Annotated in this window: 23 protein-coding genes and 1 pseudogene; 14 read left to right on the top strand and 10 right to left on the bottom strand. The window is 72.2% G+C overall.

The window, feature by feature from the left end; translation table 11 throughout:
- Nucleotides 1–6: 6 nt before the first annotated feature.
- Together P3X83_RS40890 and P3X83_RS40895 are read right to left on the bottom strand one after the other, a co-directional pair.
- Nucleotides 7–1,689, bottom strand: coding sequence for a serine hydrolase domain-containing protein (locus tag P3X83_RS40890; RefSeq protein ID WP_277310812.1), 1,683 nt, complete (start codon nucleotides 1,687–1,689; stop codon nucleotides 7–9).
- Nucleotides 1,690–1,732: 43 nt separating this feature from the next.
- Nucleotides 1,733–3,088, bottom strand: a complete 1,356-nt coding sequence (locus P3X83_RS40895; RefSeq protein WP_277310813.1) for an APC family permease — start codon at nucleotides 3,086–3,088, stop codon at nucleotides 1,733–1,735.
- 146 nt (nucleotides 3,089–3,234) lie between these two features.
- Between P3X83_RS40895 and P3X83_RS40900 the strand changes: the two genes are divergently transcribed.
- The 3 genes from P3X83_RS40900 (at nucleotide 3,235) to P3X83_RS40910 (ending at nucleotide 6,109) form a co-directional block, all read left to right on the top strand.
- Nucleotides 3,235–3,792, top strand: a complete 558-nt coding sequence (locus P3X83_RS40900; RefSeq protein ID WP_277310814.1) for an RNA polymerase sigma factor — start codon at nucleotides 3,235–3,237, stop codon at nucleotides 3,790–3,792.
- Nucleotides 3,789–4,583 carry a hypothetical protein gene (locus P3X83_RS40905; protein ID WP_277310816.1) on the top strand — a complete coding sequence of 265 codons (795 nt, stop codon included), beginning with the start codon at nucleotides 3,789–3,791 and terminating at the stop codon, nucleotides 4,581–4,583. Before P3X83_RS40900 ends, P3X83_RS40905 begins: the two co-directional genes overlap by 4 nt.
- 137 nt (nucleotides 4,584–4,720) lie before the next feature.
- Complete coding sequence (locus tag P3X83_RS40910) at nucleotides 4,721–6,109, top strand: hypothetical protein (RefSeq protein WP_277310817.1); 1,389 nt, start codon at nucleotides 4,721–4,723, stop codon at nucleotides 6,107–6,109.
- Here the strand turns inward: P3X83_RS40910 and P3X83_RS40915 are convergent.
- Both P3X83_RS40915 and P3X83_RS40920 read right to left on the bottom strand, forming a co-directional pair.
- Nucleotides 6,091–6,552, bottom strand: coding sequence for a lamin tail domain-containing protein (locus P3X83_RS40915; protein WP_277310818.1), 462 nt, complete (start codon nucleotides 6,550–6,552; stop codon nucleotides 6,091–6,093). The two genes, P3X83_RS40910 and P3X83_RS40915, sit on opposite strands and share 19 nt — an antisense overlap.
- 103 nt (nucleotides 6,553–6,655) lie before the next feature.
- On the bottom strand, nucleotides 6,656–7,822 hold the full coding sequence (locus P3X83_RS40920; protein ID WP_277310819.1) for an ROK family transcriptional regulator: 1,167 nt from the start codon (nucleotides 7,820–7,822) through the stop codon (nucleotides 6,656–6,658).
- A gap of 84 nt (nucleotides 7,823–7,906) precedes the next feature.
- Between P3X83_RS40920 and xylA the strand changes: the two genes are divergently transcribed.
- The 3 genes from xylA (at nucleotide 7,907) to P3X83_RS40935 (ending at nucleotide 11,225) form a co-directional block, all read left to right on the top strand.
- Nucleotides 7,907–9,058 carry a xylose isomerase gene (gene xylA / locus P3X83_RS40925; protein WP_277310820.1) on the top strand — a complete coding sequence of 384 codons (1,152 nt, stop codon included), beginning with the start codon at nucleotides 7,907–7,909 and terminating at the stop codon, nucleotides 9,056–9,058.
- A 4-nt stretch (nucleotides 9,059–9,062) separates the two neighbouring features.
- Entirely contained in the window at nucleotides 9,063–10,454 is a 1,392-nt protein-coding gene (xylB, locus tag P3X83_RS40930; RefSeq protein WP_277310821.1) for a xylulokinase, read from the top strand.
- Nucleotides 10,455–10,520: 66 nt separating this feature from the next.
- Nucleotides 10,521–11,225 (top strand): DUF998 domain-containing protein, encoded by a 705-nt coding sequence (locus tag P3X83_RS40935; protein ID WP_277310822.1) that lies wholly within the window; start codon nucleotides 10,521–10,523, stop codon nucleotides 11,223–11,225.
- 38 nt (nucleotides 11,226–11,263) lie between these two features.
- Here the strand turns inward: P3X83_RS40935 and P3X83_RS40940 are convergent, their stop codons facing one another.
- The 4 genes from P3X83_RS40940 to P3X83_RS40955 all read right to left on the bottom strand — a co-directional run bounded on the left by P3X83_RS40940 (nucleotide 11,264) and on the right by P3X83_RS40955 (nucleotide 15,556).
- The gene (locus P3X83_RS40940; RefSeq protein ID WP_277310823.1) at nucleotides 11,264–11,662 is read right to left on the bottom strand and encodes a DUF742 domain-containing protein; all 399 of its coding nucleotides are present in this window, start codon (nucleotides 11,660–11,662) and stop codon (nucleotides 11,264–11,266) included.
- Entirely contained in the window at nucleotides 11,662–12,063 is a 402-nt protein-coding gene (locus P3X83_RS40945; protein ID WP_277310824.1) for a roadblock/LC7 domain-containing protein, read from the bottom strand. Before P3X83_RS40945 ends, P3X83_RS40940 begins: the two co-directional genes overlap by 1 nt.
- Nucleotides 12,060–14,540, bottom strand: coding sequence for a nitrate- and nitrite sensing domain-containing protein (locus P3X83_RS40950; protein ID WP_277310825.1), 2,481 nt, complete (start codon nucleotides 14,538–14,540; stop codon nucleotides 12,060–12,062). Before P3X83_RS40950 ends, P3X83_RS40945 begins: the two co-directional genes overlap by 4 nt.
- A gap of 527 nt (nucleotides 14,541–15,067) precedes the next feature.
- On the bottom strand, nucleotides 15,068–15,556 hold the full coding sequence (locus P3X83_RS40955; RefSeq protein ID WP_277310826.1) for a hypothetical protein: 489 nt from the start codon (nucleotides 15,554–15,556) through the stop codon (nucleotides 15,068–15,070).
- 314 nt (nucleotides 15,557–15,870) lie between these two features.
- On the opposite strand from P3X83_RS40955, the gene P3X83_RS40960 reads away from it, so the two are divergent.
- The 5 genes and pseudogenes from P3X83_RS40960 to P3X83_RS40980 all read left to right on the top strand — a co-directional run.
- Entirely contained in the window at nucleotides 15,871–16,611 is a 741-nt protein-coding gene (locus P3X83_RS40960; RefSeq protein ID WP_277310827.1) for a class I SAM-dependent methyltransferase, read from the top strand.
- Nucleotides 16,612–16,876: 265 nt separating this feature from the next.
- A complete protein-coding gene (locus P3X83_RS40965) occupies nucleotides 16,877–17,131 on the top strand; it encodes a hypothetical protein (protein WP_277310828.1) in 255 nt (84 codons plus the stop codon).
- A 257-nt stretch (nucleotides 17,132–17,388) separates the two neighbouring features.
- Complete coding sequence (locus P3X83_RS40970) at nucleotides 17,389–18,012, top strand: deaminase (RefSeq protein WP_277310829.1); 624 nt, start codon at nucleotides 17,389–17,391, stop codon at nucleotides 18,010–18,012.
- Between the two features lie 53 nt (nucleotides 18,013–18,065).
- The gene (locus P3X83_RS40975; RefSeq protein ID WP_277310830.1) at nucleotides 18,066–18,653 is read left to right on the top strand and encodes an AAA family ATPase; all 588 of its coding nucleotides are present in this window, start codon (nucleotides 18,066–18,068) and stop codon (nucleotides 18,651–18,653) included.
- An 86-nt stretch (nucleotides 18,654–18,739) separates the two neighbouring features.
- A pseudogene (locus P3X83_RS40980) lies at nucleotides 18,740–18,889 on the top strand (LuxR C-terminal-related transcriptional regulator); the annotation flags it as partial.
- Nucleotides 18,890–19,100: 211 nt separating this feature from the next.
- On the opposite strand, the gene P3X83_RS40985 reads toward P3X83_RS40980, so the two are convergent.
- A complete protein-coding gene (locus tag P3X83_RS40985) occupies nucleotides 19,101–20,156 on the bottom strand; it encodes an aldo/keto reductase (protein ID WP_277310831.1) in 1,056 nt (351 codons plus the stop codon).
- An 80-nt stretch (nucleotides 20,157–20,236) separates the two neighbouring features.
- Between P3X83_RS40985 and P3X83_RS40990 the strand changes: the two genes are divergently transcribed.
- Together P3X83_RS40990 and P3X83_RS40995 are read left to right on the top strand one after the other, a co-directional pair.
- The gene (locus P3X83_RS40990) at nucleotides 20,237–20,632 is read left to right on the top strand and encodes a MerR family transcriptional regulator (RefSeq protein WP_277310832.1); all 396 of its coding nucleotides are present in this window, start codon (nucleotides 20,237–20,239) and stop codon (nucleotides 20,630–20,632) included.
- Nucleotides 20,633–20,738: 106 nt separating this feature from the next.
- Nucleotides 20,739–21,413: an alpha/beta hydrolase gene (locus tag P3X83_RS40995; RefSeq protein ID WP_277310834.1), complete on the top strand. Its 675-nt coding sequence runs from the start codon at nucleotides 20,739–20,741 to the stop codon at nucleotides 21,411–21,413.
- Nucleotides 21,414–21,777: 364 nt separating this feature from the next.
- On the opposite strand, the gene P3X83_RS41000 is transcribed toward P3X83_RS40995, so the two are convergent.
- The gene (locus P3X83_RS41000) at nucleotides 21,778–22,848 is read right to left on the bottom strand and encodes a hypothetical protein (RefSeq protein WP_277310835.1); all 1,071 of its coding nucleotides are present in this window, start codon (nucleotides 22,846–22,848) and stop codon (nucleotides 21,778–21,780) included.
- Between the two features lie 81 nt (nucleotides 22,849–22,929).
- Here P3X83_RS41000 and P3X83_RS41005 point away from each other — a divergent pair, with 81 nt between their 5' ends.
- Nucleotides 22,930–23,544: a TetR/AcrR family transcriptional regulator gene (locus P3X83_RS41005; protein WP_277310836.1), complete on the top strand. Its 615-nt coding sequence runs from the start codon at nucleotides 22,930–22,932 to the stop codon at nucleotides 23,542–23,544.
- Nucleotides 23,545–23,622: the final 78 nt, after the last annotated feature.

The following is a 23,622-nucleotide window of genomic DNA, read 5'->3' on the forward strand; positions in this document are numbered from 1 at the left end:
GGCCGGTCAGCCGCGCCGGCGCGCGGTCGCCCGCCCGTCCGGGCCGGTGATCTTCATGGTCCCCTCCTCGAAGGTCAGGCGCACCTGCGGCCCGACGCCCACCGGGTCGTCGGGCTGGAAGCGGTTCTTCCCGGTGGACAGGAGGGCAAGCCGGGCGGGCGCGCCGGGCACCGACGACGCCTCGACGCCGCCCTCCTCGTTCACCGCGTACCAGCACAGGATCGACCGGGAGCCCGTGGTCAAGGTGACGTAGGTGCGGATCTCGCCCCCGGCTGTCAGAGTGCCGGCGGGCCGGACACGTCTGATCGGGCCACCGGACTCCTCGATCGCGGCCCTCTCCTTGCGGCCCTCCCGGGTGGCGCCGGTCAGCAGGGCGAGCACGCGGCGCTCGTGCCGGCCCAGCTCGGCGCGGGTGAGCCCGCGCGGCGGGAACAGCGCCCGGACGGCGTCCACGCCGCTCGGGGTGACCAGCAGCCTGCCGTCGGCGGTGCGCACGTCGTAGGAACCTCCCGAGTCCAGCTCGTAGGTCCCGACGATAGCGCCGAGGTCGCCGGGATCCACCCTCTCGCCGGTGGGGGTGGGCAGCGGCTCACCGGCCAGCAGCGCCGGGCCGATCACGCGCATCAGGTCACCGGCGGGGATCTTCGGCCTGTTGGCCGCGATCGCGATCGCGATCCGCCGTCCGGGGACCCAGACCACGGTGGCGGTCTGGCCGGCGTCGCCACCGCCGCCGGAGGCGGTCAGGAACGGCAGGCCGAACACCTCGGCGTCCACGGCGACCCATCCGGGGGTCTCCGACCGGCCTTCCTCGATCTCCACGCCGGGGGTGGCCAGGGACTTCGCCGAGGCGGGGGAGACGATCTTTCCGGTGAACAGGGCGTGGGTCCAGTCGGCGAGGTCGCGGGTGGTCATGGCCAGGCCGCCGTTGCCCTCGATCGCCCAGTACGGCCCCGCGAAGCGCCCGCCCGGCCGTCCGGGGGTGCCGTCGTCGAGCACGCCGACCGCCCGGGGGCCCGGCGCGGCGGGCTGCCCCTCCCAGAAGCCGCCCGCCGTCCGGCCGCCGGGCAGCCGCAGCACCTCGGCGGCCACGTACGAGCGGAACGTCGTGCCGGACACCTTCTCCACGATCAGGGCCAGCAGGGTGTATCCGGCATTGGAGTAGAGGTAGCCCTCGCCGGGAGGGAAGGCCGCCTCCAGCCCGCCGATCCCGGCGAGGGCGGCGTCCGCGCCGACCGGCTGGTCGTCGGCGGCGTACGAGCCGCGCAGGCCGGAGGTGTGCAGCAGCAACTGCCGGACCGTGGCCCGGGCCGCCGGGCCCTTCAGCCCGGGGAGCAGCTCGCCCGCCCGGTCGTCGAGCGACAGCCCGCCCTCCTCGGCGAGGGCGAAGACGGCGGCGGCGGTGAACGCCTTGGTGATCGACCCGATGTCGAACACGGTCTGCGGGGTGTTGGGGGCGCGGGCGGCGTCGTCGGCGGTGCCGTACGCGGCCAGGCAGCGGGGACGCCCGTCCGTGGAGATCGCGATCGAGCCGCTGAACCCGGCTTTCGCCCACGCGCGGAGCTCGGACGCGATCTCGGGATCGCACTGGGCCGCGCCGCTCGCGGCGGACGGTCGCGCGGGTTCGGATGGGGTGCTGCACGCCGCGGCCGTGAGCGCGGCGGCGGCGATCACCGCTAGGGGTCTGCGCATGGGGGGAAGCTACGGATCCCCCTGCAAACCTGATGTGAACGGGCTACTCCGCCGGCGCGGTCGCCCGGGTGTGCCGCCGCAGCAGCGCCCGGTTGACCAGCCACAGCACCAGCCCGATGGCCAGCAGCACGCCCGCGCGGGCGTAGACCTCGACCGGTCGGCCGGTCAGCGGGCTCGCCAGGACCAGCGCCAGCACCGCCCCGATCACCGGGAGCGCGGTCGGGGCGCGGTAGTGCGAATGCTCCACCTCGTCGCGGCGCAGCACCAGTACGGCCACGTTGACCACGGTGAACACGCACAGCAGCAGGAACGCGGTGGTGTCGCCCAGCCCCTCGATGCCGCCGGTGGAGATCAGCCCGATGGCCAGCAGGGTGGTGAACACGATGCCGATCACCGGCGTGCGGCGGCGCGGATCGACCCACGCCAGCCCCTTGGGCACGACCCGCTCGTTGGCCAGGCCGTAGACCAGGCGGGAGGCCATCATCATGTTGATCAGCGCGGAGTTGGCCACCGCGAAGATCGCGATGATCGCGAAGGCCTGCGGCGGGAAGCTCAGCCCACCGGCCTTGACCACTTCGAGCAGCGGCCCCGTGGAGTCCTCCAGCACGCGGAAGTCCACCAGGAGGGACGAGGTGATCGCGACCAGGATGTAGATGGCGCTGGTGATGGCCACGCCGAGGAAGATCGCCCGGGGGAAGTCGCGCGAGGGGTGCTTGGTCTCCTCGGCCATGTTCACCGAGTCCTCGAAGCCGACGAACGCGAAGAAGGCCAGCGCCGTGCTGCCGAGCAGCGCGAACAGCAGCCCGCCCGCGTCGCCGGACTCGATCTGGACCAGCCGCTCCGGCTCGCCCATGCCGGTGGCCACCGCGTAGACGCCGATGCCGATGATCACCAGCAGGCCGGTCAGCTCGACCACGGTGAGCACGATGTTGGTCTTCACCGACTCCGAGACGCCCCGGTAGTTCAGCAGCGCCACGGCGACGATGAAGACGATCCCGACGACGACGGCGGGCACGGTGACGAACTCCGCCAGGTAGTCGCCGCCGATCGCCAGCGACGCGGCGCCGGCCGAGGTCAGCCCGGAGCACATCACGGTGAACGCCACCATGAAGGTGAAGAACGGGATCTTGAAGGCGCGCTGGGTGTAGAGCGCGGCCCCCGCCGCCTTCGGATACTTCGTCACCAGCTCGACGTACGACATCGCGGTCAGCAGCGCGATGACGAAGCCGAACAGGAACGGCATCCACAGGGCCCCGCCGATCCGCCCCGCGACGGAGCCGGTGAGCGCGTACACGCCGGTGCCCAGGATGTCGCCGACGATGAACAGGATGAGGAGCTTCGGGCCGATGGCCTGTTTGAGGGAGACCTGTCCGGTTTCGGAGGTGGGGGGCGTCGTCATGCAGGGCTAGTTCCCATGGTCAACAATCCTGACACGGCCGGTTGTGAAAAGTGTCTTTACGGCAAGTCGTGAGATAGCGCGAAACACTTGTGTTCATCCGGACATGTGCAAGGTAGACGAGCGAGCCCTCATCGAAAGGTGGCAGTGTGGGCCCACCTGACCGCAAGCAGCGCTTCGAGGAGATCTACCAGGCGCACTACCCGGACCTGCTCGGCTACGTCCGGCGGCGCACGGACTCCCCGGACGACGCGGCCGACGCGCTCGCCGAGACGTTCGCGACCGCCTGGCGGCGCGCGGACGACCTCCCCGAGGGGGAGCAGGCCCGCCTCTGGCTGTACGGCGTGGCCCGCCGCGTCCTGGCCAACCAGCGGCGGGGCGAGTCGCGGCGCTCCGCGCTCGCCGAACGCCTGCGCGCCGAACTCGCCGAATGGGATCGCACCGAGCCCGAGGGGCCCTCCGCGCCGCAGGCCGTACGCGACGCCTTCGCCCGGCTCGGCGAGGCGGACCGGGAACTACTCTCGCTCGCCGTGTGGGAAGGGCTCACCTCGGGTCAGATCGCCACCGTGCTCGGCTGCTCCGGCGGCGCGGCACGGATCCGGCTGCACCGGGCACGCAAACGCCTGGCCGCCGAACTGGCCTGCGCCGGACTCGACCTCGCGCGATACGGGGCGCGCGCCGTGGCACTCGCGAAGGGGCGCCCATGACGACCGACATCGACCGCATGGTCGCCGACCTGGCCCGCGACCCCGGCCCCGGCATGACCCCAGGCGCCCGCGCCCTCCTCGACGAGATCACCGCCACAGCCACGCCGGTCGCGGCCCCGGCCCCAACACGACGCCTCAGACTGCCCCGACTCGTGCTGCCGGTCGTGGTCGCGCTCGTTACCGCGCTTGTGACGTTCGCTGGGGGGCCGTCGCCCGCGCAGGCGTTGGAGATCGAGCGGCAGGGGGCGTTCTTCACGATCACTGTGATCGACGCCTATGCCGATCCCGGGCAGTACCAGGAGCAGCTCAGCCGGGCGGGGATCCGGCTCGCGATCCAGCTCAAGGCCGCCCCCGTGAGCCGGGTGGGCCAGATCGTGGTGCCGGACGCCAGGATCTTCCGGGCGACGGGCGTGCCGTCCGGCGCGGACGGCCGGATCACCGCCATCGCCGCCTGGCCCGACTGCGGGCGGGCGGGCTGCCCGATCGGGCTCCGGGTGCCGGTGGACTACCGGGGCGGCGGCGTCATCCTCCTCGGCCGCCCGGCCAGGCCGGGGGAGCGGTACGAGACGCTCGCGCCGATCGACGACCCGGGGGAGCCGCTGTTCCGCATGCCGTACGCGCGGCGGAGCGTCAGCGCCGTCGAGGCGATGCTGCGGGAGAAGGGCGTCGTCTTCTTCAGCTACACCACGTCCCAAGGACCGAAGCCGGACGTCCCCGGCTCCTGGTATGTCCATGCGGGGGTTCTCACCTCCTCGGACACCGCTCTGCTGCGGGTGTCGCGCGCGATCTGACCCTTTTGGCTCCTTTGGCGTGAGCCTCCTCCAACACCCACCGGCCGCCTGATCGGCCGACCGTGCCCGTGCGCCGGTGGGTCTGTCCGGCATGCCGTCCGTCGCCGACGCATGCCCTCTTCACGACGGGATCAAGCATGCTCGCAAACACCACCCTGGCTCCACCCATGCCCGGCGCCGGGGAGCGTCCGGCCCCGCTCGGCGGGCACCTGCTCTTCGCGGTGGTCCTGGGCCTGGCCGCGCTGCTGCGGGTGGTGACCATGCTCGGCTACCGGCCCGCCCAGCTCTACTGGGGCGACTCCTTCTCCTACCTCTACCTGGCCGTCCATCCGGAGCCGTCCACGGGGTTCCGGCCGCCGGGATATCCGCTGCTGCTGGCGCTGCTGCGGCCCTTCGAGAGCGTCGGGGTCGTCGTCGGGGTGCAGCACGCGATGGGCCTGGGCGTCGGGCTGATGATCTACGCCATGCTGCGGCGCGCGTCGCTGCCGGGGTGGGCGGCGACGCTGCCCGCCGTGCCGGGGCTGTTCGACGCGTCGTTCCTGCGGCTGGAGCACGCCGTGCTCTCGGACATGATGCTGATCTTCCTGGTGGTCGCCGCGCTGGCGGTCGTCGGCAGGGCCGTCACGTCGCTCTCCACGGGGGCGGGCGTCGCGGCGGGCCTGCTCCTCGCGCTGGCCGGGCTGACGCGCACGGTGGCCGTGCCGCTGCTCGGCCTCTTCCTCGTGGTGCTCGCGGTACGCCGGGCCGGGTGGCGTCCGCTGGCCGCCATGGCCGTGGCCGGGCTGCTGCCGCTGGCCGCCTACGCCACCTGGTACCACGCCCATCACGGCCGCTTCGCGCTGAGCGGCTCGGACGGCGTCGCGCTGTGGGCGCGCACCATGACGTTCGCCGACTGCGCCGTCATCCGCCCTCCGGCCGCAGAGGCGCGCCTCTGCCCCAACGGGACGGTCGTGGACGCCGCCTCGGAGTACGTCTGGGCCCCCGGCTCGGCGATCAACCTGCTGCCCGGCGGCCGGGACGCCAACAACGACCTGGCCCGCTCCTTCGCGTTGCGGGCCATCGCCGCCCAGCCGCTGGACTACCTGGCGCACGTCGCCCGCGACACCGCGCTCACCTTCGCCTGGACGCCCGTGCCGCATCCCAAGCGGGTCACCCCCGCCTTCGGATTCGCCAGGGGCGACTGGGCGCTGCCGGATTACCCCCTGGTGGAACAGATGCGCCGGGAGTACGACCCGGACCTGCGCGGCCTGCGGTCGGTCGAGCCGTGGGCGTCGTTCCTGATCGCCTACCAGTACCCGGCCTACCTGCGCGGGCCGTTCATCGGGGTGATCCTGCTACTGGGCGGGGTCGGCGCGGTGATCGCGCGCCGCACCGCGCTCCTGCCCTGGCTGACGGCGCTGTTCCTGCTGGTCGCCCCGGTCGCCGCGCTGGACTTCGATCACCGCTACGTGCTGCCGGTCATCCCGGTGGCCTGCCTGGCGGCCGGGATGACCGGCGCGCACCTGCGTCAGCGGCAGAGCGTGTAGTCGGGGCCGCTTGAGGCGGAGACCCGCCAGGAGCACTGGTCCACCTTGCGGCGTGCGACGTTGTAGAGCGTCGCGGTGTCCTTGTCGTTGTTCCAGACGTACCAGCGGCGGTTCCAGTAGACGGTCGTCCCGGTGTCGTCGCCCTGGCCGCTGCGGATCACGAGCTGCTTGCCCGCCTTGAGCGCCACGGGGCCGAACTCGTACTTGAAGCCGTTGGCGTCGCGCAGGATCCAGCCTTCGAGGTTGATCCGCGAGCGCGTGGTGTTCTTGATCACGGCGTACTCGCCGTTCAGGCTCTGGTTGCCGCCCCGGTCGGAGCCGGGGCTGTCGAAGTGGACGCGGGTGAACATCACCTTCGGTGCGGCCGTCGCCCCTGCGGGCGAGACGGGGGCCAGTACGGCGAGCGCGACGACCGCGCAACCTAACGCGACACTGTGACGCACGAAAGAATCCCTCCGGAAAACGCTATGAATCCCCCGAGTCCAGCGCATTAAAGACGCCCCTTCGCCCCCTCGGGTTGCCCGCCCTTCGCGGATTTTCCGGGAATCAGAACCTCGACGGGGCCACCAGGGCCGCAGGGGCGGCCAGGATGTGCTCGATGACCTGCGCCGCCGCCCCCAGCGTGGCCGCCTCCGGGCCGAGGCTGGAGACGACCAGGCGGGGCACGGCGTGCCGGATCCGGGTGAGCGCCTCGGCCGCCGGGGCCGCCAGCCACGGATAGAGCGGGGCGAACACCCCGCCGAGCACGATCGTGCCCGGGTCGAGCAGGTTGACCGCCGAGGTGAGCGCGGTGCCCAGGGCCCGGCCCGCGCGCCCGCAGGTGGCCAGGGCCTCGGGGTCGCCCGCCGCCAGGCGGGCGGTCAGCCCGGCGATGCCGTCCGCACGGCCCGCCGTCAGGGCGTCCTGCCCCGCGTAGCGCTCCAGGCACCCCTGACCGCCGCAGCGGCAGGACGGCCCGCCAGGATCGACCACGACGTGGCCGAGCTCGCCCGCGAACCCCTGCGCGCCCCGGAACAGCCGCCCGCCCGACACCAGGCCCGCGCCGACGCCGATCTCGCCGGAGACGTAGAGGAAGTCGGGCTCTCCAGAGCCGAACCACAGTTCGCCGAGCGCGGCCTGGTTGGCCTCGTTGTCCACGGCGACCGGCACGTCGAGCCCGAGCGGCCCGGCCGGGCGCAGGTCGTGCCAGCCCAGGTTGGGGGCGTGGTGCAGCAGGCCGATCGCCGGATCGACCGGCCCCGGGACGGCGAGCGCGGCCCCACCCACCGTCAGCCCCAGCCCGGCCGCCTCGGCCGTCGCGGCGCGGGCCACCAGGCCGAGCCCGGCGAGGACCTTCTCCGGCTCGGAGTCGCGGTTGTCCACAGCCTGTGTACGGCGAACCCGGACCGCGCGGGTGAGGTCCATGACGCATACCGACACGTAGTCGGCGTTGACCTCAAGGCCGAGGGCGGCCACGCGCTCGCCGCTCAGCCGTACCGCGGTGCCCGGACGCCCCCGCTCGCCGCCCCGCACCGCGCCGGACTCGCGCACCATGCCCGCGTCGAGCAGGTCGGCGACCAGCCTGGACACGGTGGTCTTGGTGAGGCCGGTGATCTCGGCGAGGGCGGCGCGGGTCAGCGGCCCCCTGCGGCCGACCTCGCGCAGCACCAGGGCGAGGTTCCCGGCCCGCATGGCGTCGTGCCGGACGGCCGCCCGCCCGTCGTCTTCCGTCATGGTGACCACCTTGGGGCCTTGACCGGGGCGCCGTCCTCGCCGACCATTTAGTCCACAAGATAGACTAATTCAGGGGACGGCTCCATGGACGCCTTCACACCGGCTCCCGAAGATCGCTTCACGTTCGGCCTGTGGACGGTCGGCTGGCAGGCGCGCGACCCCTTCGGCGACGCCACCCGCCCGCCGCTCGACCCCGTGGAGAGCGTCCACCGCCTGGCCGGACTGGGCGCCTACGGCGTCACCTTCCACGACGACGACCTGACCGCCGTGCAGCCCGACCGGGGGCGCGCCATCGAGGACTTCCGCAAGGCCCTCGCGGAGACCGGGCTCAAGGTGCCCATGGCGACCACCAACCTGTTCACCCACCCGGTCTTCAAGGACGGCGCCTTCACCAGCAACGACCGCGACGTCCGCCGCCACGCGATCCGCAAGGTGATCCGCAACCTCGACCTCGCCGCCGAACTGGGCGCGACCACCTACGTGTGCTGGGGCGGCCGGGAGGGCGCGGAGTCCGACGCGGCCAAGGACGTCAGGGCCGCGCTCGCCCGCTACAAGGAGGCCATGGACCTGCTCTGCGGCTACGTCGTGGAGCGCGGCTACGACATCAGGTTCGCCATCGAGCCCAAGCCCAACGAGCCGCGCGGCGACATCCTGCTGCCGACCATCGGGCACGCGCTGGCCTTCATCGGCGAGCTGGAGCACCCCGAGCGGGTCGGCCTCAACCCCGAGGTCGGGCACGAGCAGATGGCCGGGCTGAACATGGTGCACGGCGTCGCCCAGGCGCTGTGGCACGGCAAGCTGTTCCACATCGACCTGAACGGCCAGCACGGGCCCAGGTACGACCAGGACCTGATCTTCGGGCACGGCGACGTGCAGAGCGCGTTCTTCCTGGTGGACCTGCTGGAAAGCGGCGGCTACGACGGCCCCAGGCACTTCGACTACAAGCCGCCGAGAACCGAGGACGCCGCGGACGTCTGGGAGTCGGCCGCCGCCAACATGCGGATGTACCTGATCCTCAAGGAGAGGTCCCGGGCGTACCGTGCCGACCCCGAGGTCCAGGCGGCGCTGGCCGACGCCCGGGTGGGCGAACTGGCCCGGCCCACCCTCGCCCCCGGCGAGACGCTCGCCGACCTGGCCCGCGACGACTTCGACCCGGACGCGGCGGCGGCGCGCGGCTACCACTTCACCCGGCTGTCCCGGCTCGCGATGGAGCACCTGCTCGGCGTGCGAGGCTGAGCGCATGACCCTGGTCGCGGGGGTGGACTCCTCCACCCAGAGCTGCAAGGTCGTGATCCGGGACGCCGAGACGGGCGTGCGGGTCAGGGCGGGCCGGGCCGTCCATCCCGAGGGCACGGAGGTGCACCCGGACGCCTGGTGGGCGGCGCTGACCACGGCGATCGAGCGCGCGGGCGGGCTCGGCGACGTGTCCGCGCTCAGCGTCGCGGCGCAGCAGCACGGCATGGTCTGCCTGGACGGCGAGGGGCGGGTGGTACGGCCCGCGCTGCTGTGGAACGACACCCGCTCGGCGGGGGCGGCGGCCGACCTGGTGGCCGAACAGGGCGGCCCGGCGGCGTGGGCGGAGACGGTCGGCAGCGTGCCACTGGCCGCGTTCACGATCGCCAAGCTGCGCTGGCTCGCCGAGCACGAGCCGGAACACGCCCGCCGTACGGCGGCGGTCTGCCTGCCGCACGACTGGCTCACCTGGCGCCTCACCGGATCCCGCGACCTCACCACCCTCGTGACCGACCGGGGCGACGCCTCCGGCACCGGCTACTGGTCCCCCACCACCGCCGCCTACCGCCCCGACCTCCTCCACCTCGCCTTCGGCTCCACCCCCCTCCTCCCCAAGGTCCTTCCCCCGGCCGCTCACGCGGGCGTGGCGTCGGGGATTCTCCTGGGGGCGGGGACCGGGGACAACATGGCGGCGGCGTTGGGGGTCGGGGCGCGGGTGGGGGATGTAGTGGTCTCGGTGGGGACGTCGGGGACGGCGTTCGCCGTCGCGGAGGTGCCGAGCCGGGATCCGAGCGGGCTGGTGGCCGGGTTCGCCGACGCCACCGGGCGGTTCCTCCCGCTGGCCTGCACGCTGAACGCCGCACGCGTGCTCGACGCGGCCGCCGCCATGGCCGGGGTCGATCTCGGCGCGCTGGACGAGCTGGCGCTCGCCGTCCCCGCCGGGGCGGGCGGCCTGACGCTCGTGCCGTACCTCGAAGGCGAGCGCACCCCCGACCTGCCCGCCGCCACCGGATCCCTGCACGGGCTCACCCTGGCCACGGCCACCCCCGCCCATCTGGCCAGAGCGGCCGTGGAGGGCCTGCTCTGCCACCTCGCCGACGCCGTGGACGCGCTCGGCCTGACCCCCGAGCGGGTGCTGCTGATCGGCGGCGGGGCACGGTCGCGGGCGGTGCGGGAGATCGCGCCCCGCGTCCTCGGGCGCCCCGTGCTCGTCCCCGAGCCCGGCGAGTACGTCGCGGACGGCGCGGCGCGGCAGGCCGCCTGGGCGCTCGCGGGCACCGCCGAGCCTCCGGTCTGGGAGATCGGCGCCGGAGAGGTCCACGACGGCGAGCCGGCCCCCGGCGTGCGGGAGAACTACGCCAGGGTTCGGACCCTGGCGTACCCCGGGCTCTCGGGGTAGGGATCAGGGGCGGCTCAGGGCTGCCGCCGGATGCCGGGGCCGGGCCCCACACGGGATGCTCTTCCCATGCTGCTCATGAGAGGGATGTACCCGCTGATCGCCTGCCTGGGCATCGTCGCGGCCGTGGTCGCGATGGCCCTCGGGCAGATCGACGCCGACCAGCGTCTCGACGTGCTCGGCTCGACGATCGGTGAGTACGCGATGGCCGAGCGCGGGGGGGCCACGGCTTTCGCGATGTTCTCTCTCGGGGTGGCCGCGATCGCGCTGCTGGCGGGACTGCGGACGGCGGGGGCTCCGGTGCGGGGGGCACCGGAGCGGCTGATCGGCGCGTGGGGTGGAGTGATGCTGGTGGTCGCGCCCGTCTCGCTGACGCTCGACGGGTGGATCGGGGAGGCCAATCGGGTCGTGCCGATCATGTCGGTCATGTCGTTCGCGGTCCTGCCGGCGGCGGCGGGGCTGCTGGTGTCCAGGTTCGACGGCGACGAGCGGTGGCGCGTCCTGGCCAGGCCCGTGGAGTGGCTCGCGCTGGCGGGCGGCTTCGGGCTGCTCGCGGCGGTCTACGTCGCGCTGCCCGGCGGCGGGGTGATGATCGGGCTGGCCGAGCGGGCGATGCTGGGCGTGCAGGTGGCGTTCCTGGGGCTGCTCGCCGTACGGCTGGCGGCGCTGAGCACGACCGGCCGGCGGGTGGCCGCGACCCTGCGCACGGCTTATGACACGACGATCACGAGAGCCGACCTGGCCGACTCCCGGCGCAGGACGATCCTCTCGTAAGACGATCCCGTCGTACGCGGCTACGGGCTACTGGGCGCTCACAGCGCCCGGAGTCCGTTGATCAGTTCCTTCAGGACGGCCTCGCTGGCGAAGGTCGCCGCCGCGGCGGGCGGCCGGATGATCACCATGTCCTGGTCCCTGAGGTCGCCGAGGAGCACCCTGACCACCCCGATGGGCAGGTCCAGCTCGGCGGCCAGGTCGGCCACCGAGCAGGCCCGCCGGGTCATGGACAGGATGCGTTCCTGCTCGGGACCGAGCGGCATTCCGCCGGGGCGGCGCTGCCCGGTCGCGACCACCATGGCGATCAGGTCGATCGGCCCGCCGGTGCTCCGGGTGCGTCCCCGGATCAGGGCGTAGGGGCGGACGACGGGCCCGGCCTCGTCGTCCAGCCACTGGTGCCCGCCGGCCCCGCCGACGTCGTTGTCGCCCTGCGCCATCAGCCGGTCCGGGGCGGTGTCGCGATGTGCTGGCCCACTCGTTTGACGAGCATCGCCATCTCGTAGGCGACGTGGCCCACGTCGGCGTCGGACTCGGAGACCACGGCCAGGCAGGTGCCCTGCCCGGCGGCGGAGACGAACAGGAACGCCGACTCCATCTCCACGATGGTCTGCCGGACGTCGCCTCCGCCGAAGTGGCGGCCCGCGCCCCGGGCCAGGCTCTGGAATCCGGCGGCCACGGCGGCCAGGTGCTCGGCGTCGTCGCGGCTCAGTCCGCTGGAGGAGCCGACGGCCAGGCCGTCGGTTGACAGGAGTACAGCCTGGCGAATCGCGCCCACCCGTGAGGTCAGGTCGTCCAGCAGCCAGTTCAACTCGCCGGTATTGTTCGGGTGCGCGGTCATTCGTTCCTCTTGTCGCCTGTCGTCTGGTGAACGTATTCAGCGTCCTCCCTGGCCCGTTGCGTGCCCCGCTGGAAGGCGGAGAACATCGAACGTGCCTCCTCGGGAGAACGGTCGGCGGGGTCGGGGGGATCCTCCGGGGTCGCCGGGTCCGCCTTCCGCCTCGACTGGTCGTCGTTCGCTGGATTCTGGCGAAGTTGTGGTGCCAGGTTGGCCTGCCGCACGCGTCGCGGCAGACCGGCTTCGGTGGTGCCTGGTTCGGCGAGTTCCGCCTCGGTGGCGGGTTCGGGTTCGGGCGCGGCGCCGGGGACCGCGCCGGACGGCGTGTTGCGGGCCGTCCCCGCGACAGGGACGGCGGTGCTTTCCTTCGTGCTCTCTGCGGGGCTCTCCTCGGGCCGCTCCCGCTCCCACGGCCGCTCGGCGGCGGGCTGGGCGAGCCCTCGCCGTGCGCGCCGGGAGGGCAGCGCCGGACGGTCCTCGGACGGCGTGAACGGCCCGCGCTCATCGGCGGCGGGCGGCGCCTGTGCGGACACCACGTCACCGGGCGTACCGGCGGTCTCCGCCGTCGCCGGTTCGGGGGTTCGGTGCGCGCCCTCCGTGAGGGGCTGGCGCGGCGCGTCCTGACCCGGCTCGCGCCCCGCCTTCCGCGCGTGCCTGCGCGACCCGGGCAGCGTACGGCGCGGCGTCGGCACGACGACCCCCGGCACCTGCGACTCGGCCACCACCGTGCGGGGCACGAGCACGATCGCGACCGTCCCCCCGTAGGGCGAGGCGCGCAGCACCACGTGGATGCCGTGCCGGGCGGCGAGCTGCCCGACCACGAACAGCCCCAGCCGGTCGCTGTCGGCCAGGTCGAACTCCGGCGGTCCGGCCAGCCGTTCGTTGATCGCCTCGTACTCCTCGGGCTGCAGGCCGCTGCCCCGGTCCTCGACCTCGATGGCGAATCCGTTGGCGACCAGGTCGCCGCGGACCAGCACGGTGGTCTCCGGCGGGGAGAACACCGTGGCGTTCTCGACCAGCTCGGCGACCAAGTGGGTCACGTCGGCGACGGCCGCGCCGTCCAGGGCGGTGTTCGGCACCGGCTGCACGGTGACGCGGGTGTAGTCCTCGACCTCGGCCACCGCGGCCCGCAGGATGTCGATCACCGGCACCGGCTTGCGCCAGGCCCGGCCGGGCGTCGCGCCGGACAGGATGATCAGGCCCTCCGCGTGCCTGCGCATCCGGGTCGTCAGGTGGTCGAGGCGGAACAGGTCGTCGAGGGTGTCGGGGTCCTCGGTGCGGCGCTGCATGCCGTCCAGCAGGGCGAGCTGGCGGTGCAGCAGGGCCTGCTTGCGCCGGGCCAGGTTCAGGAAGACCTGGCCGACGCCGCGCCGCAGGTTGGCCTGCCCGACGGCGGCCTCGACGGCGGTGCGCTGGACCGATCCGAATGCCTCGGCCACGTCCTTGATCTCGGTGGCACCGGTCGCGTGGATGGGCGGCGCCTCGGTCTCGACGTCCACCTCCTCGCCCCGTCGCAATCGTTCCACGATGCGCGGCAGCCGCACCCCGGCCAGCTCGGTGGCGGCCTTGCGCAGCCCGGCCAGCTCGCGCGCCAGGCGGCGGCCGAAGCGGATCGAGATGATGATCGAGGCGATCACCGCCAGCAGGCCGAGGCCCCCGGCGGCGGCGATCCTGACCATGATCCCGGTGGCGACCGACCCGGAGCGCTCGGAGAGCACGTTCGACGAGGACGTGCCCAGCTCGTCCAGCGAGGCGGAGACGCTGTCCACGGTGGTGCGCCAGCGGTCGGCCTCGGCGGGCAGCGAGCCGTCGCCAGAGGTCTCCACGATGCGGTCCTCCAGCCCGGTGAACCGGGAGAAGACCGGCGAGGTCAGCAGCTTCTCGTACGGCTCGCGCAGCTCGGCGTCCAGCGCCGACAGGCCGCGGGCGTGCAGGAACCGGCGGGTGGAGACGTACTCGGTGAACGCGTTGTGCTCCTGCGGGGAGATCCGCTGGTCGATCAGCACACCGCTGATCAGCGCGTTCTCCCTGGCGATGATCTCGCGGGCGTTGCCCATCGCCTGCATGGCCCCGGCCTGCTGGTAGATCGACATGTCGGGGACGGCGACGAGCTGGTCGTAGAGCCGGTAGACCCGGTCCAGGACGCCGTTGTAGTCGGTCAGCGCGGTCAGCCGGTCGCTGCGCCCGCTGTCGATGCCGGCACGGATCGTGGGCAGCTTGTCGAGCTGGCTCTGCAACGTGTCGATCGGCGCGCGCAGTTCGGCGCCGATCCGGTCCTCCGCCCGGCCCGCGCCCTCGGCGTCGCGGAACTTGCGCATCGCCTCGTCGGTGGCGGCACGCTGCGCGCCCAGGTCGCTGGTGACCACGCGCGAGCTGATCGCCACGGCGGAGCGGGCACGCTCCGCCTGAAGCTGCACGCCGAGGTCGGTGGCCGTGACCCCGATGCTCTGGTACAGGGTGTCGGCGCGCAGCAGGGCCATACCATCGCCGACCGTGACATTAAGGACGAATCCCCATAAGGCGCTCAGCGATAGGAGTGGTAGCAGCAGTAACAAAAAGATCTTGAACCGAATCGACCGGTTTCTAGAGGCCATGCCCACTCGTCCCAACCCCTGAGTGTCCGGAGGCTTGCCGTCACGCGTGTCACATATACCGGTTAATCCACCTCCGAGAAGATCGCTTAGGAGACTAGCATTGATGGTGGTTTCAGCGCATTGGGCATGCGCATGATGCGTCCCATCTGAGACCTCCGTCTGGGAGCGCGCCCACGCCGGGCCGGCGTCTCCGGGGTTCTGCTGACCTGCGGACACGTCTCCTTGCAGGGGAAACGGCACATGGACACGGTCGCTGACCGGATCCCGGCATCGCGCGTTGACCTGCGATTACACCAATCTTGACGAGCACGGAAAACTTTGCGGGTGGATTGGCGAGGTTGTGAACTTCGCGGGCGAATCATCGCCGGGCGTCCCGCCCGGCGGGGCCACGCCGCCGCCGGGCGGGCGGGCGGTCAGCGGCAGGCGACGCCCGTCACGCTGCGTCCGCCGTTGTAGTCGTTGCCCGGGCCGGTGTGGTCACCGTGGCGTACGTGGATGCTCACGCAGAGGTTGCGACCGTACACCCGGACGGGGCCCGCGTAGTACTTGAAGCGGCCCTGATCGTCGGCGTAGTTGTTCTTCCAGTTGTCCTCGGCCCAGCGGGAGTTGTACATCTGGATCCACATCGGGGTGCGCTCGCCATAGCGCGCCTGTCCCGGGCGCTTCGCGAGCACCGCGCAGTTCCAGCCGCTGTTCGAGTCGTAGTAGAGCTTGATGTCGCTGCGGTAGTAGGTCGAGCCGTCGAGCGCGTCCTTCAGCGGCACTTTCCAGGTGCCGACCAGGCGCCCGGCGCAGCCGTAGCCACCTGCGGCCTGGGCCGGAGTGGACAGCGCCACCTGCGCCGCCACCGCGACCCCCGCCGCGGCCAGGACCGACAGCGATCTCCGGGTCCTCCGGAACATGAGACTCCTTGTTCTGGTTGGCGATCCGGTCTGGCTGGGGGGATCTCCTTACCGTACCTTGACCCTCCCTTTGCCTACGGGCGGGACGCTCGGGGCCTGGTGTCGGCGGGTGAAATGTCGGTGTTTCTAAATCGCTGCAAGTTTCATTGACATTCGCAGACCGCTGTCGCGGCACGATTACCGCAATTGCAGTGGGCCCGCTGAAATCAAGGCATTGCTTCGGGGCAGGTCACGGCCTATCCTGGCGCCGTATCGAATGGGCTTTCCGCCGCAGCCGTATCCGCCCTATCGAGCTGCCACCGGAGAAGAAAAGCATGAAGCTTCCTGTCGACCATGACGCGGATCCCGAAGGGTTCCTGCGTGCCGCCTTATTGACCGAAAGACATGCGCTTCCCTACGCCCCAGGCCTCGGCGTCCCGGGGCTGGTCGCACGGCGTCTCGCCCGTGCGGGCAGCCGCCTGATCCTGGACATCGGCTGCGGCGACGGCGCGCTGAGCGCGGCCGTGGCCGAGGCGTTCGAGAACCCGCCCTGGCCGGCGCGGAGCCCCGACGGCGAGCCCGGCGGCCTGGTGGTCGGGCTCGACGGGGCGATGGCCCTGGCCGGCCTGCACCCGGGCCCGGTCGTCCGGGGCGACGCCATGGCGCTGCCGTACGCCGACGGCGTGTTCGACGCCGCTGTGGCGATCAACACCCTCTGTCACCTGGCCGATCCCGCCGCCGCGCTGCGCGAGGCCCGGCGGGTGCTGCGTCCGGGCGGGCTCTTCGCGGCGGCCACCGTCGCCAGGGCCGACTCCCCGGAACTCGCCGACGTCTGGCGGCCGTCGCCGACCGCCTTCGACGCCGAGGAGGCCGTGGAGATCGTCGCCGGGGTGTTCGGCGAGGTGGAGGTGGACCGCTGGGACCTCCCGCTGATCCGCCTGCCCGACGAAGACGCCGTGCGCGACTACCTGGTCGCCCGGGGTGTGCCGCACGGCCGCGCCGCGCGGGCCGCCCGGCGCGTCGATACGCCGGTCACGCTGACCAAACGGGGGGTCGCCGTCTACGCGATTCGCTGAGCCCGGACCCGGTGGGTCGATGTCATGCCGATCTGGTCGCCTAGCGTCGCCGGGCACTCACTCACCGGCATAATAGTCCCGCGAGGGGCCTGCTCAGGGCCTTGTACACCCGGTATACCGCCGCCGAGCCGATCGGCCCGGCGTTCGAAACGGAAGCCCGCCGAGACGCCGCAAACGCTCGGCGGGCCCCCTTGATCGCACGAGAGAGGTGCGACCCAATGGATGACCATAAGCCGTCCGGGCGCCGTCCGGCCACGCTTACGGCATGGGCGTCGGCCGGTGTCACATGGACGATCTGAGCGCCCGCGACCGGGCGCACCTCGCCGCGCTGGAATCGACCTTCCCCGGATGGCGCATCACCGTGCGCGACGGCGTCTGGCTGGCCATCCGGCACGATCCGCCCACCGACGCCCAGCGCGATCTCGGTCTCCAGCACCGTCTGACCCGTCCTGACCCGATCGAACTGGTCCACGCGCTGTCAGACCAGCTCGGCATCCTCGCTCAGATCGGCGCGGCCTGAGCCCGGCTTTAATGTTTTCGGCGTTTTTCTGCCGCTGTTCGACGGGAATAGGCCCGACGCTGATGTGGTTGACTGATACGTGGCCGGTGTGTCCAATGTCCCCGGGCCTCACCACATCTGCCTTCGCGGACTACCGTTCGGCTGGAGCCGCGTTGAGCCATTCGCCGAGAGGCGACATGCACACCGGTTCGCACGCGTGAAAGGCGCTCGCTCTCCGCGGAGGGCGGGCGCTTTCGCGTTGCTGGGAAAGGGAACGAATGATCGAGGTGCACGACGCGGCGTGGGAACGGGTGCTCGACCTCGCCTGGGAGGGGTTCGCCGCCGGGTCCACCCCGGTCGGCGCGGTGGCCGTGGACGCCGCCGGGGCGATCGTCGCCGAGGGCCGGGGCCGCCGCCACGAGACCGACGGCCCGCCGGGGCGGCTCGCGGGCAGCCACATCGCGCACGCGGAGGTCAACGCGCTCGCCGGGCTCGTCTCCGGACGGCGCTACGACGACCACGGCCTGCTCACCTCGCTGGAGCCATGTGGCATGTGCCATGGCGCCGCAGTCCAGGCCACCGTGGGGGCCGTCCACTACGCCGGGGCCGACCCCTTCGGAGGCACCGGGCACCTGGTCTTCGACACGCCCCAGGCCAGGCGGCGTCCGCTGCGGATGCACGGCCCGCTCCCCGGCGAGCGGGGGCGCTTCGCCGTACTGCTGCACATCTCCTGGCTGCTCCGGCTGGGCGCCGAGCAGGTCGTGGAGATCCAGCGGGCCGCGCTCCCCGAGGAGACCGCGCTGGCGGAACGGGCCGAGGTCCGGTCGGTGCTGGAGGAGGCCGTGCGCGACGCGGCCACGGCGCCGGCCGTACGGCGGGCGCTCGGACCGGTGCTCTCGTGACGGCACCGCTGTGGGGGTGGTCGCGTGAGGGCGCTGCTGCTGGTGGTGGTCGTGTGACGGCGCCGCTGTGGGTGGTGTCCGGCCCGCCGGGCGCGGGCAAGTCGACGGTCTGCGACCTGCTGCTTGCCCGGCTCGACCCGGTCCCCGCACTGCTGGACAAGGACACCGCCTACGGCGGCTTCGTGGCCGCCACCCTCGCCGCGCACGGCCGTCCGGACGGCGAGCGCGAGGGCCCCTGGTACGACGAGCATGTCAAGCGGCACGAGTACGCCGGTCTCACGGCCATGGCCAGGGAGATCCGCTCCCACGGCTGCCCCGTCCTGCTCGGCGGCCCGTTCACCTCGCAGGTCCACGACGCCGGCCGATGGCACGAGTGGGTCGCCGACCTCGGCGGCCCGCCGGTACGGCTGATCTGGGTGCGTTCCGACGGCCCCACCCTGCGCCACCGGCTGACCGCCCGCGCCCTGCCGCGCGACCACGGCAAACTCCACGACTTCCCGGGCTTCCTGACCGCGATCCGGGCGGACGAACCCCCGGCCGTGCCGTACCTGGAGATCGACAACCGCCTGGACGCCCCGCCCCTGCCCGCCCAGCTCGACCGCCTCCTCGCCACCATGACGCCTGTCACCGACGAACCGTGACACCTGGCGCATACCCCGCTCCTGCCCGCCGACCAGTGTGTTCTGCATGACCCACACACCCACGAACCACAGGCCCTGCGCAAGTGTCGATGGCCAGCGGCGCGAGCCCGCTCACCGCCCGCGAACTGGACGTGCCGCGCGAGGCCCGGCACGGCGGCACGGTGTCGGAGATCGCCAGAGCGCTGCACCTGTCGGGCGGCACCGTGCGCGACCACCTGTCGGCCGCGATCCGCTAGACCGGCGCGGCCACCCGCGCCGAGGCCGCGCTGATCGCCGAGGAACGCGGCTGGCTGTGAGCGGAGGGAGGGTGGGGTCACGGGATTCTTTCGCTCCGAGACGTATCCGGGAGCGTTGCTGTACCCACCCTCCCTGAGCCGCGGACCGCTACGGGTACTCTGACCGGCTCCCAGCAAAGGCCACGTTAACCCGCGCCACCGACAATTCGGTTCAGCTCCCGGCGGCGGCCCTGCTCACCAGGGGACGGCGGCGCAGCGCCGGGTCGAGCAGATCCGGCGGCGACCACGCGCCGTCCGGGTGATAGGTCTCCGTGCCCGGCGGCACGATCTCGTCGATCCGGTCCATCACCCCGTCGTCGAGGGTGAGCGTGGCCCCCTTCGACAGGCTCTCCAACTGCTCCATCGTCCGCGGCCCGATGATGACCGACGTGACGGCGGGATGCGCCACCGTGAAGGCCACCGCCAGCTCCGGCAGCGAGCAGCCGAGCTCGCCGGCCAGCGCGGCGAACGCCTCGACGGCGTCGTACTTGGCGGCGTTCTGCGGCAGCGCCGGGTCGAAACGCCCCGGATTGAGGGCGGCGCGTCCGGAGGTCAGGTCCACCGGCCTGCCCTTGCGGAACTTCCCGCTCAGGAACCCCCAGGCGAGCGGGCTCCAGGTCAGCACCCCCATTCCGAGTCGCCGGCAGACCGGCAGCACGTTCGCCTCCGCGCCCCTGGCCAGCAGCGAGTACGGCGGCTGCTCGGTGCGGAACCTCATCAGCCCCCGGCGCTCGGCCACGTGATACGCCTCCACGATCTCCTCGGCCGGGAACGACGAGCAGCCGAAGGCGCGGATCTTGCCCTGCCGGACCAGGTCGGTCAGCGCCGACAGGGTCTCCTCCACATCGGTCGTGGGGTCGGGCCGGTGCACCTGGTAGAGGTCGATCCAGTCGGTGTCCAGACGGCGCAGGCTCTCCTCCACCTCCCGCACGATCCACCGCCGCGAGTTCCCCCGCCGATTGGGCCCCTCGCCCATCGGGAAGTGCACCTTCGTGGCGAGCACCACGTCGTCCCGGCGCCCCTTGAGCGCCCGGCCCACGATCTCCTCCGACTCGCCCGCCGAGTACATGTCGGCGGTGTCCACGAAGTTGATCCCCTGGTCGAGCGCGGCGTGGATGATCCGCACGCACTCGTCTTGATCGGGATTACCGACCGCCCCGAACATCATCGCCCCCAGGCAGTGGACGCTGACCTCGATGCCGGTGCCGCCGAGAACGCGGTATCGCATGTCGCGAGCCCCTTTCGGTCGTCAGGGGCGTCACCTTAGGATCTAGAGCCGACTCTAGGTCAACCCCGTACGCTGGCGGCATGCCGCACCCCGTCCTCACCATCGGCCAGGTCGCGGAACGCACCGGCCTCAGCGTCCACGCCCTGCGCTTCTACGAACGCGAGGGCATCCTGGCCAACCCGGTCCACCGCGACTCCGGAGGCCGCCGCCTCTACACCGAGGACGACATCGACTGGCTGACCGTCTGCATGGTCCTCCGCGCCTCCGGCATGCCCGTCCCCGAGATCCGCGACTACACCACCCTCGTCCGCGAGGGCCCCGGCAACGAGCCCGCCCGCCTGGCCCTCCTCCGCCACCACCGCGAACGCGTCCTCACCCAGATGACCCAGCTCAACAAATGCCTCGACCTCATCAACTACAAGGTCGCCATCTACGAAGACCACCTGGAAACCCCGCGGGCTGACGCCGTGGGCTGACGCCGTAGCCGAGATTGTCGGAGAGGTTGCCTACCCTCGGTACAAAGCGGAGACGCGGCTTGTCCGGCGTTCCGGTCGGGATCTGTGCAGTGGGAGGAGATGGCGAATGGCCACGTTCGTGTTCATCCACGGTGCCGGTGATGTCGGCTGGTCCTGGCATCTGGTGGAGGCCGAGCTACGGGCCAAGGGGCATGACACCATCGCTCCTGACCTGCCTGTCGATGACGACTCGGCGGGCCTGCCGGAATACGTCGACGCTGTGGTCGGCGCGATCGGCGACCGGGCCGACCTTGTCGTCGTCGGGCACTCGTTGGGCGGGCTCGTCGCCCCGCTGGTCTGCGACCGCGTGCCGGTGGAACTGCTCGTCCTGGTCGCGCCCATGATCCCCGCCCCGGGCGAGGCCCCCGGCGACTACTCGGCCAACACGGGGTACTACGAGGAGGAGCGGGAGGAATACGACGACCCGATCGCCCTGTTCCTCCAGGACGTCCCCCCAGACCTGGCCGCCGAGGCCCTGAAGCGCGAACGCGGCCAGTCAGGCGCCTGCTTCGGCGAGCCCTCCCCGCTCAAGGAATGGCCCAACGTCCCCACCCGCGTCCTGATCGCCACCGACGACCGCGTGTTCCCCCCTGCCTACCTTCGCCGTGTATCGCAGGAACGCCTCAACATCACCCCCGACGAACTCCCCGGCGGCCACGTCCCCGCCCTGGGCCGCCCCCAAGAACTCGCGACTCGCCTCGCCACCTACGCCGCCGACCAGGGACTGTCGACCAGTCGCTAGCCCGACCAACGTCGCTGGACGGTCGCGTCGTCGAGATCCCGGGGAAGATCGGTGCGGACGGCACGCCATCGATCGCGTCGACACCGTCCAAGGTGCCCAAGACCTGCCGCACCTTGGCCACGGATCGGGCCGACGTTCGTAGCGGTCACCGTGATCGGTTTGACGATCGTGGGGCTCGGCTCGCACTTCACTTAGCCAAGGCCGATCTTGTTGGCGGTTTTGGAACGCATGCGTGCAGTACCCGCATCAGACTTGACGGGCTGGGCGCAGGCGTGATGTGGGTGCCGTGCCGGTCGAGGAGTCCGCCGATGCTACGAGTGCTGCGGTAGGCCTTCCTTCGCAGGCTCAGGTGCATCTCCACCGCTCATTGCGACCACGTGTCACTTGCCCCCGTTATCGCGTTCGACGTGCGATTTACGCGACTCCGCGATTCTCGATCGGCCGAGTCGGTGAAGGTGGCGCCGATCTCCGCCATCCGCTCGGCCGCGTAGCCGGGGTCGATCAACGCCTCGGGGGTGTGGAGACCGGGCGGCACAGGGTCGCCGCGCAGGCCGAGCAGCCGTTCGACGCCGAGGGCGAGGCCGAGCGCCGTCAGGGGGCGCTGCCCTTCCGAGTGGAGGAGGTGGCGGCTCATCCTGAGTGGTGCGCCCGTGCGGTCCACGCCTTCGAGGTCGATCTTGACCTCCGTGGACGCGGGCCCGCCGCGCCTTCTGCCCGCCGATTCACCGATCGCGAACGCGAAGCGGACGTTGGGCGCGCCCGTCGCGACGGCCAGGCTCGGCACGTCGAGGATGGGGACGATCTGGCCGGGCAGCACGGTGCCGTCGACGCTGGTTACCGCCACCTGCGCGTCGGGGCCGCTGACCCACTCGAAGACGCCGTCGCGGCGGACGTGACCCGCCGAGGTGGCGGCCAGCAGGCGTGCCATGTCCGCCGCGGCCGCGGGCCCGCCGCTGTCCTGTTCGTCCAGCACGCCGCTGACCTCGATGGTGTCGAGGCGGTCGAACTCCCCGGCGAGGCCGAGCACCGCGAGGACGACGAGCCCCGCGTACCAGTGGCTGGCCAGCAGGATCGGCGCCGCGCCGGCTCGCAGGCCGGCGGCGGTGACCTCGGGGCCGATGTCGACCAGGCCGCTGGAGATGCTGACGTACGGCAGGCCGCGGTCTTGTGCGTAACGCAGCCCGTTCAGGTGGCTGTCCCACACCGTCGCCACGACCGCCGAGTGGTCGTCGGCCTCCTGGAGGCCGAGGTCGCCTCGCCGCAGATCGATGGTCACCGCCGTCGCGTCGCCGAGCTCGTCGGCGACCCGCCGGGCGCGGCCGAGATCGCGGCCCGCGATCGTCAGCGGCAGCTTCGGGTACCACCGGCGCAGAAGGGCTGCGGTGCCCGCGCCCGCCTGGCCGGATCCGCCCATGATCAGTACGGAGTGCTCCATGGTGATGCCGCCTTCTCGCTAACCTACATTCTGTAACTTACATTTTGTAGCTTATGCTGGGAGGCAACGCAAGGGAGGATGATGAGCACGGGATCGACGCGCTTGTCCAAGCCGGCCAGGCGGGAGCAACTGCTCGACACCGCCATGGCGATCGTGCGCGCCCACGGCACCGACAGCCTCACGCTGCTCAGCCTGGCGGAGGCCGCCGGAGTGAGCAGGCCCATCGTCTACGACCACTTCGGCACCCGCTCCGGCCTGCTGATCGCGCTCTACCGGCGGCTCGACGAGCGGCACCGGGCCGCCTCGCGGGAGGCCCTGCGTGAGGCCCCGGCCGTACCCGCCCAGATCGCCCGCGTCCTGAGCGCCGCCTACTTCGCCTGTGCCACCGACATGCCGGAGTGGACCGCCATCTCGGCCGCGCTCAAGGGGAACCAGGAGATGGAGGCGATCGAGCGCGAGCTGCTCGACGACTACACGGACCTGATGGTCACCGCCCTGCGGCCGTACTCCGGGCTCACGCAGGAAGCCCTCCGGCTGCGCTGCGCCGGCGCGCTGGGTGCGGCAGAGGCGATCGCCGCGGAGCTGAACCGGGGGCGGGCCACCGTCGCCGAGGCCATCGCGGCGCTGACCGACCTGACCGTCGGTGGCATCGACGCCGGAGCCCAAGCAGGCGCGGGTGTCGGGACGATCAGTTGAATCCGGGTCTTCTCCCGAGCGTGATCCCAGCCCCGGCTCTGGGTGACCGCCTGCGGCACCGCGCGATCCAGACGAGTG

It is taken from the genome of Spongiactinospora sp. TRM90649, assembly GCF_029382225.1.
Taxonomy (GTDB): Bacteria; Actinomycetota; Actinomycetes; order Streptosporangiales; family Streptosporangiaceae; genus Spongiactinospora.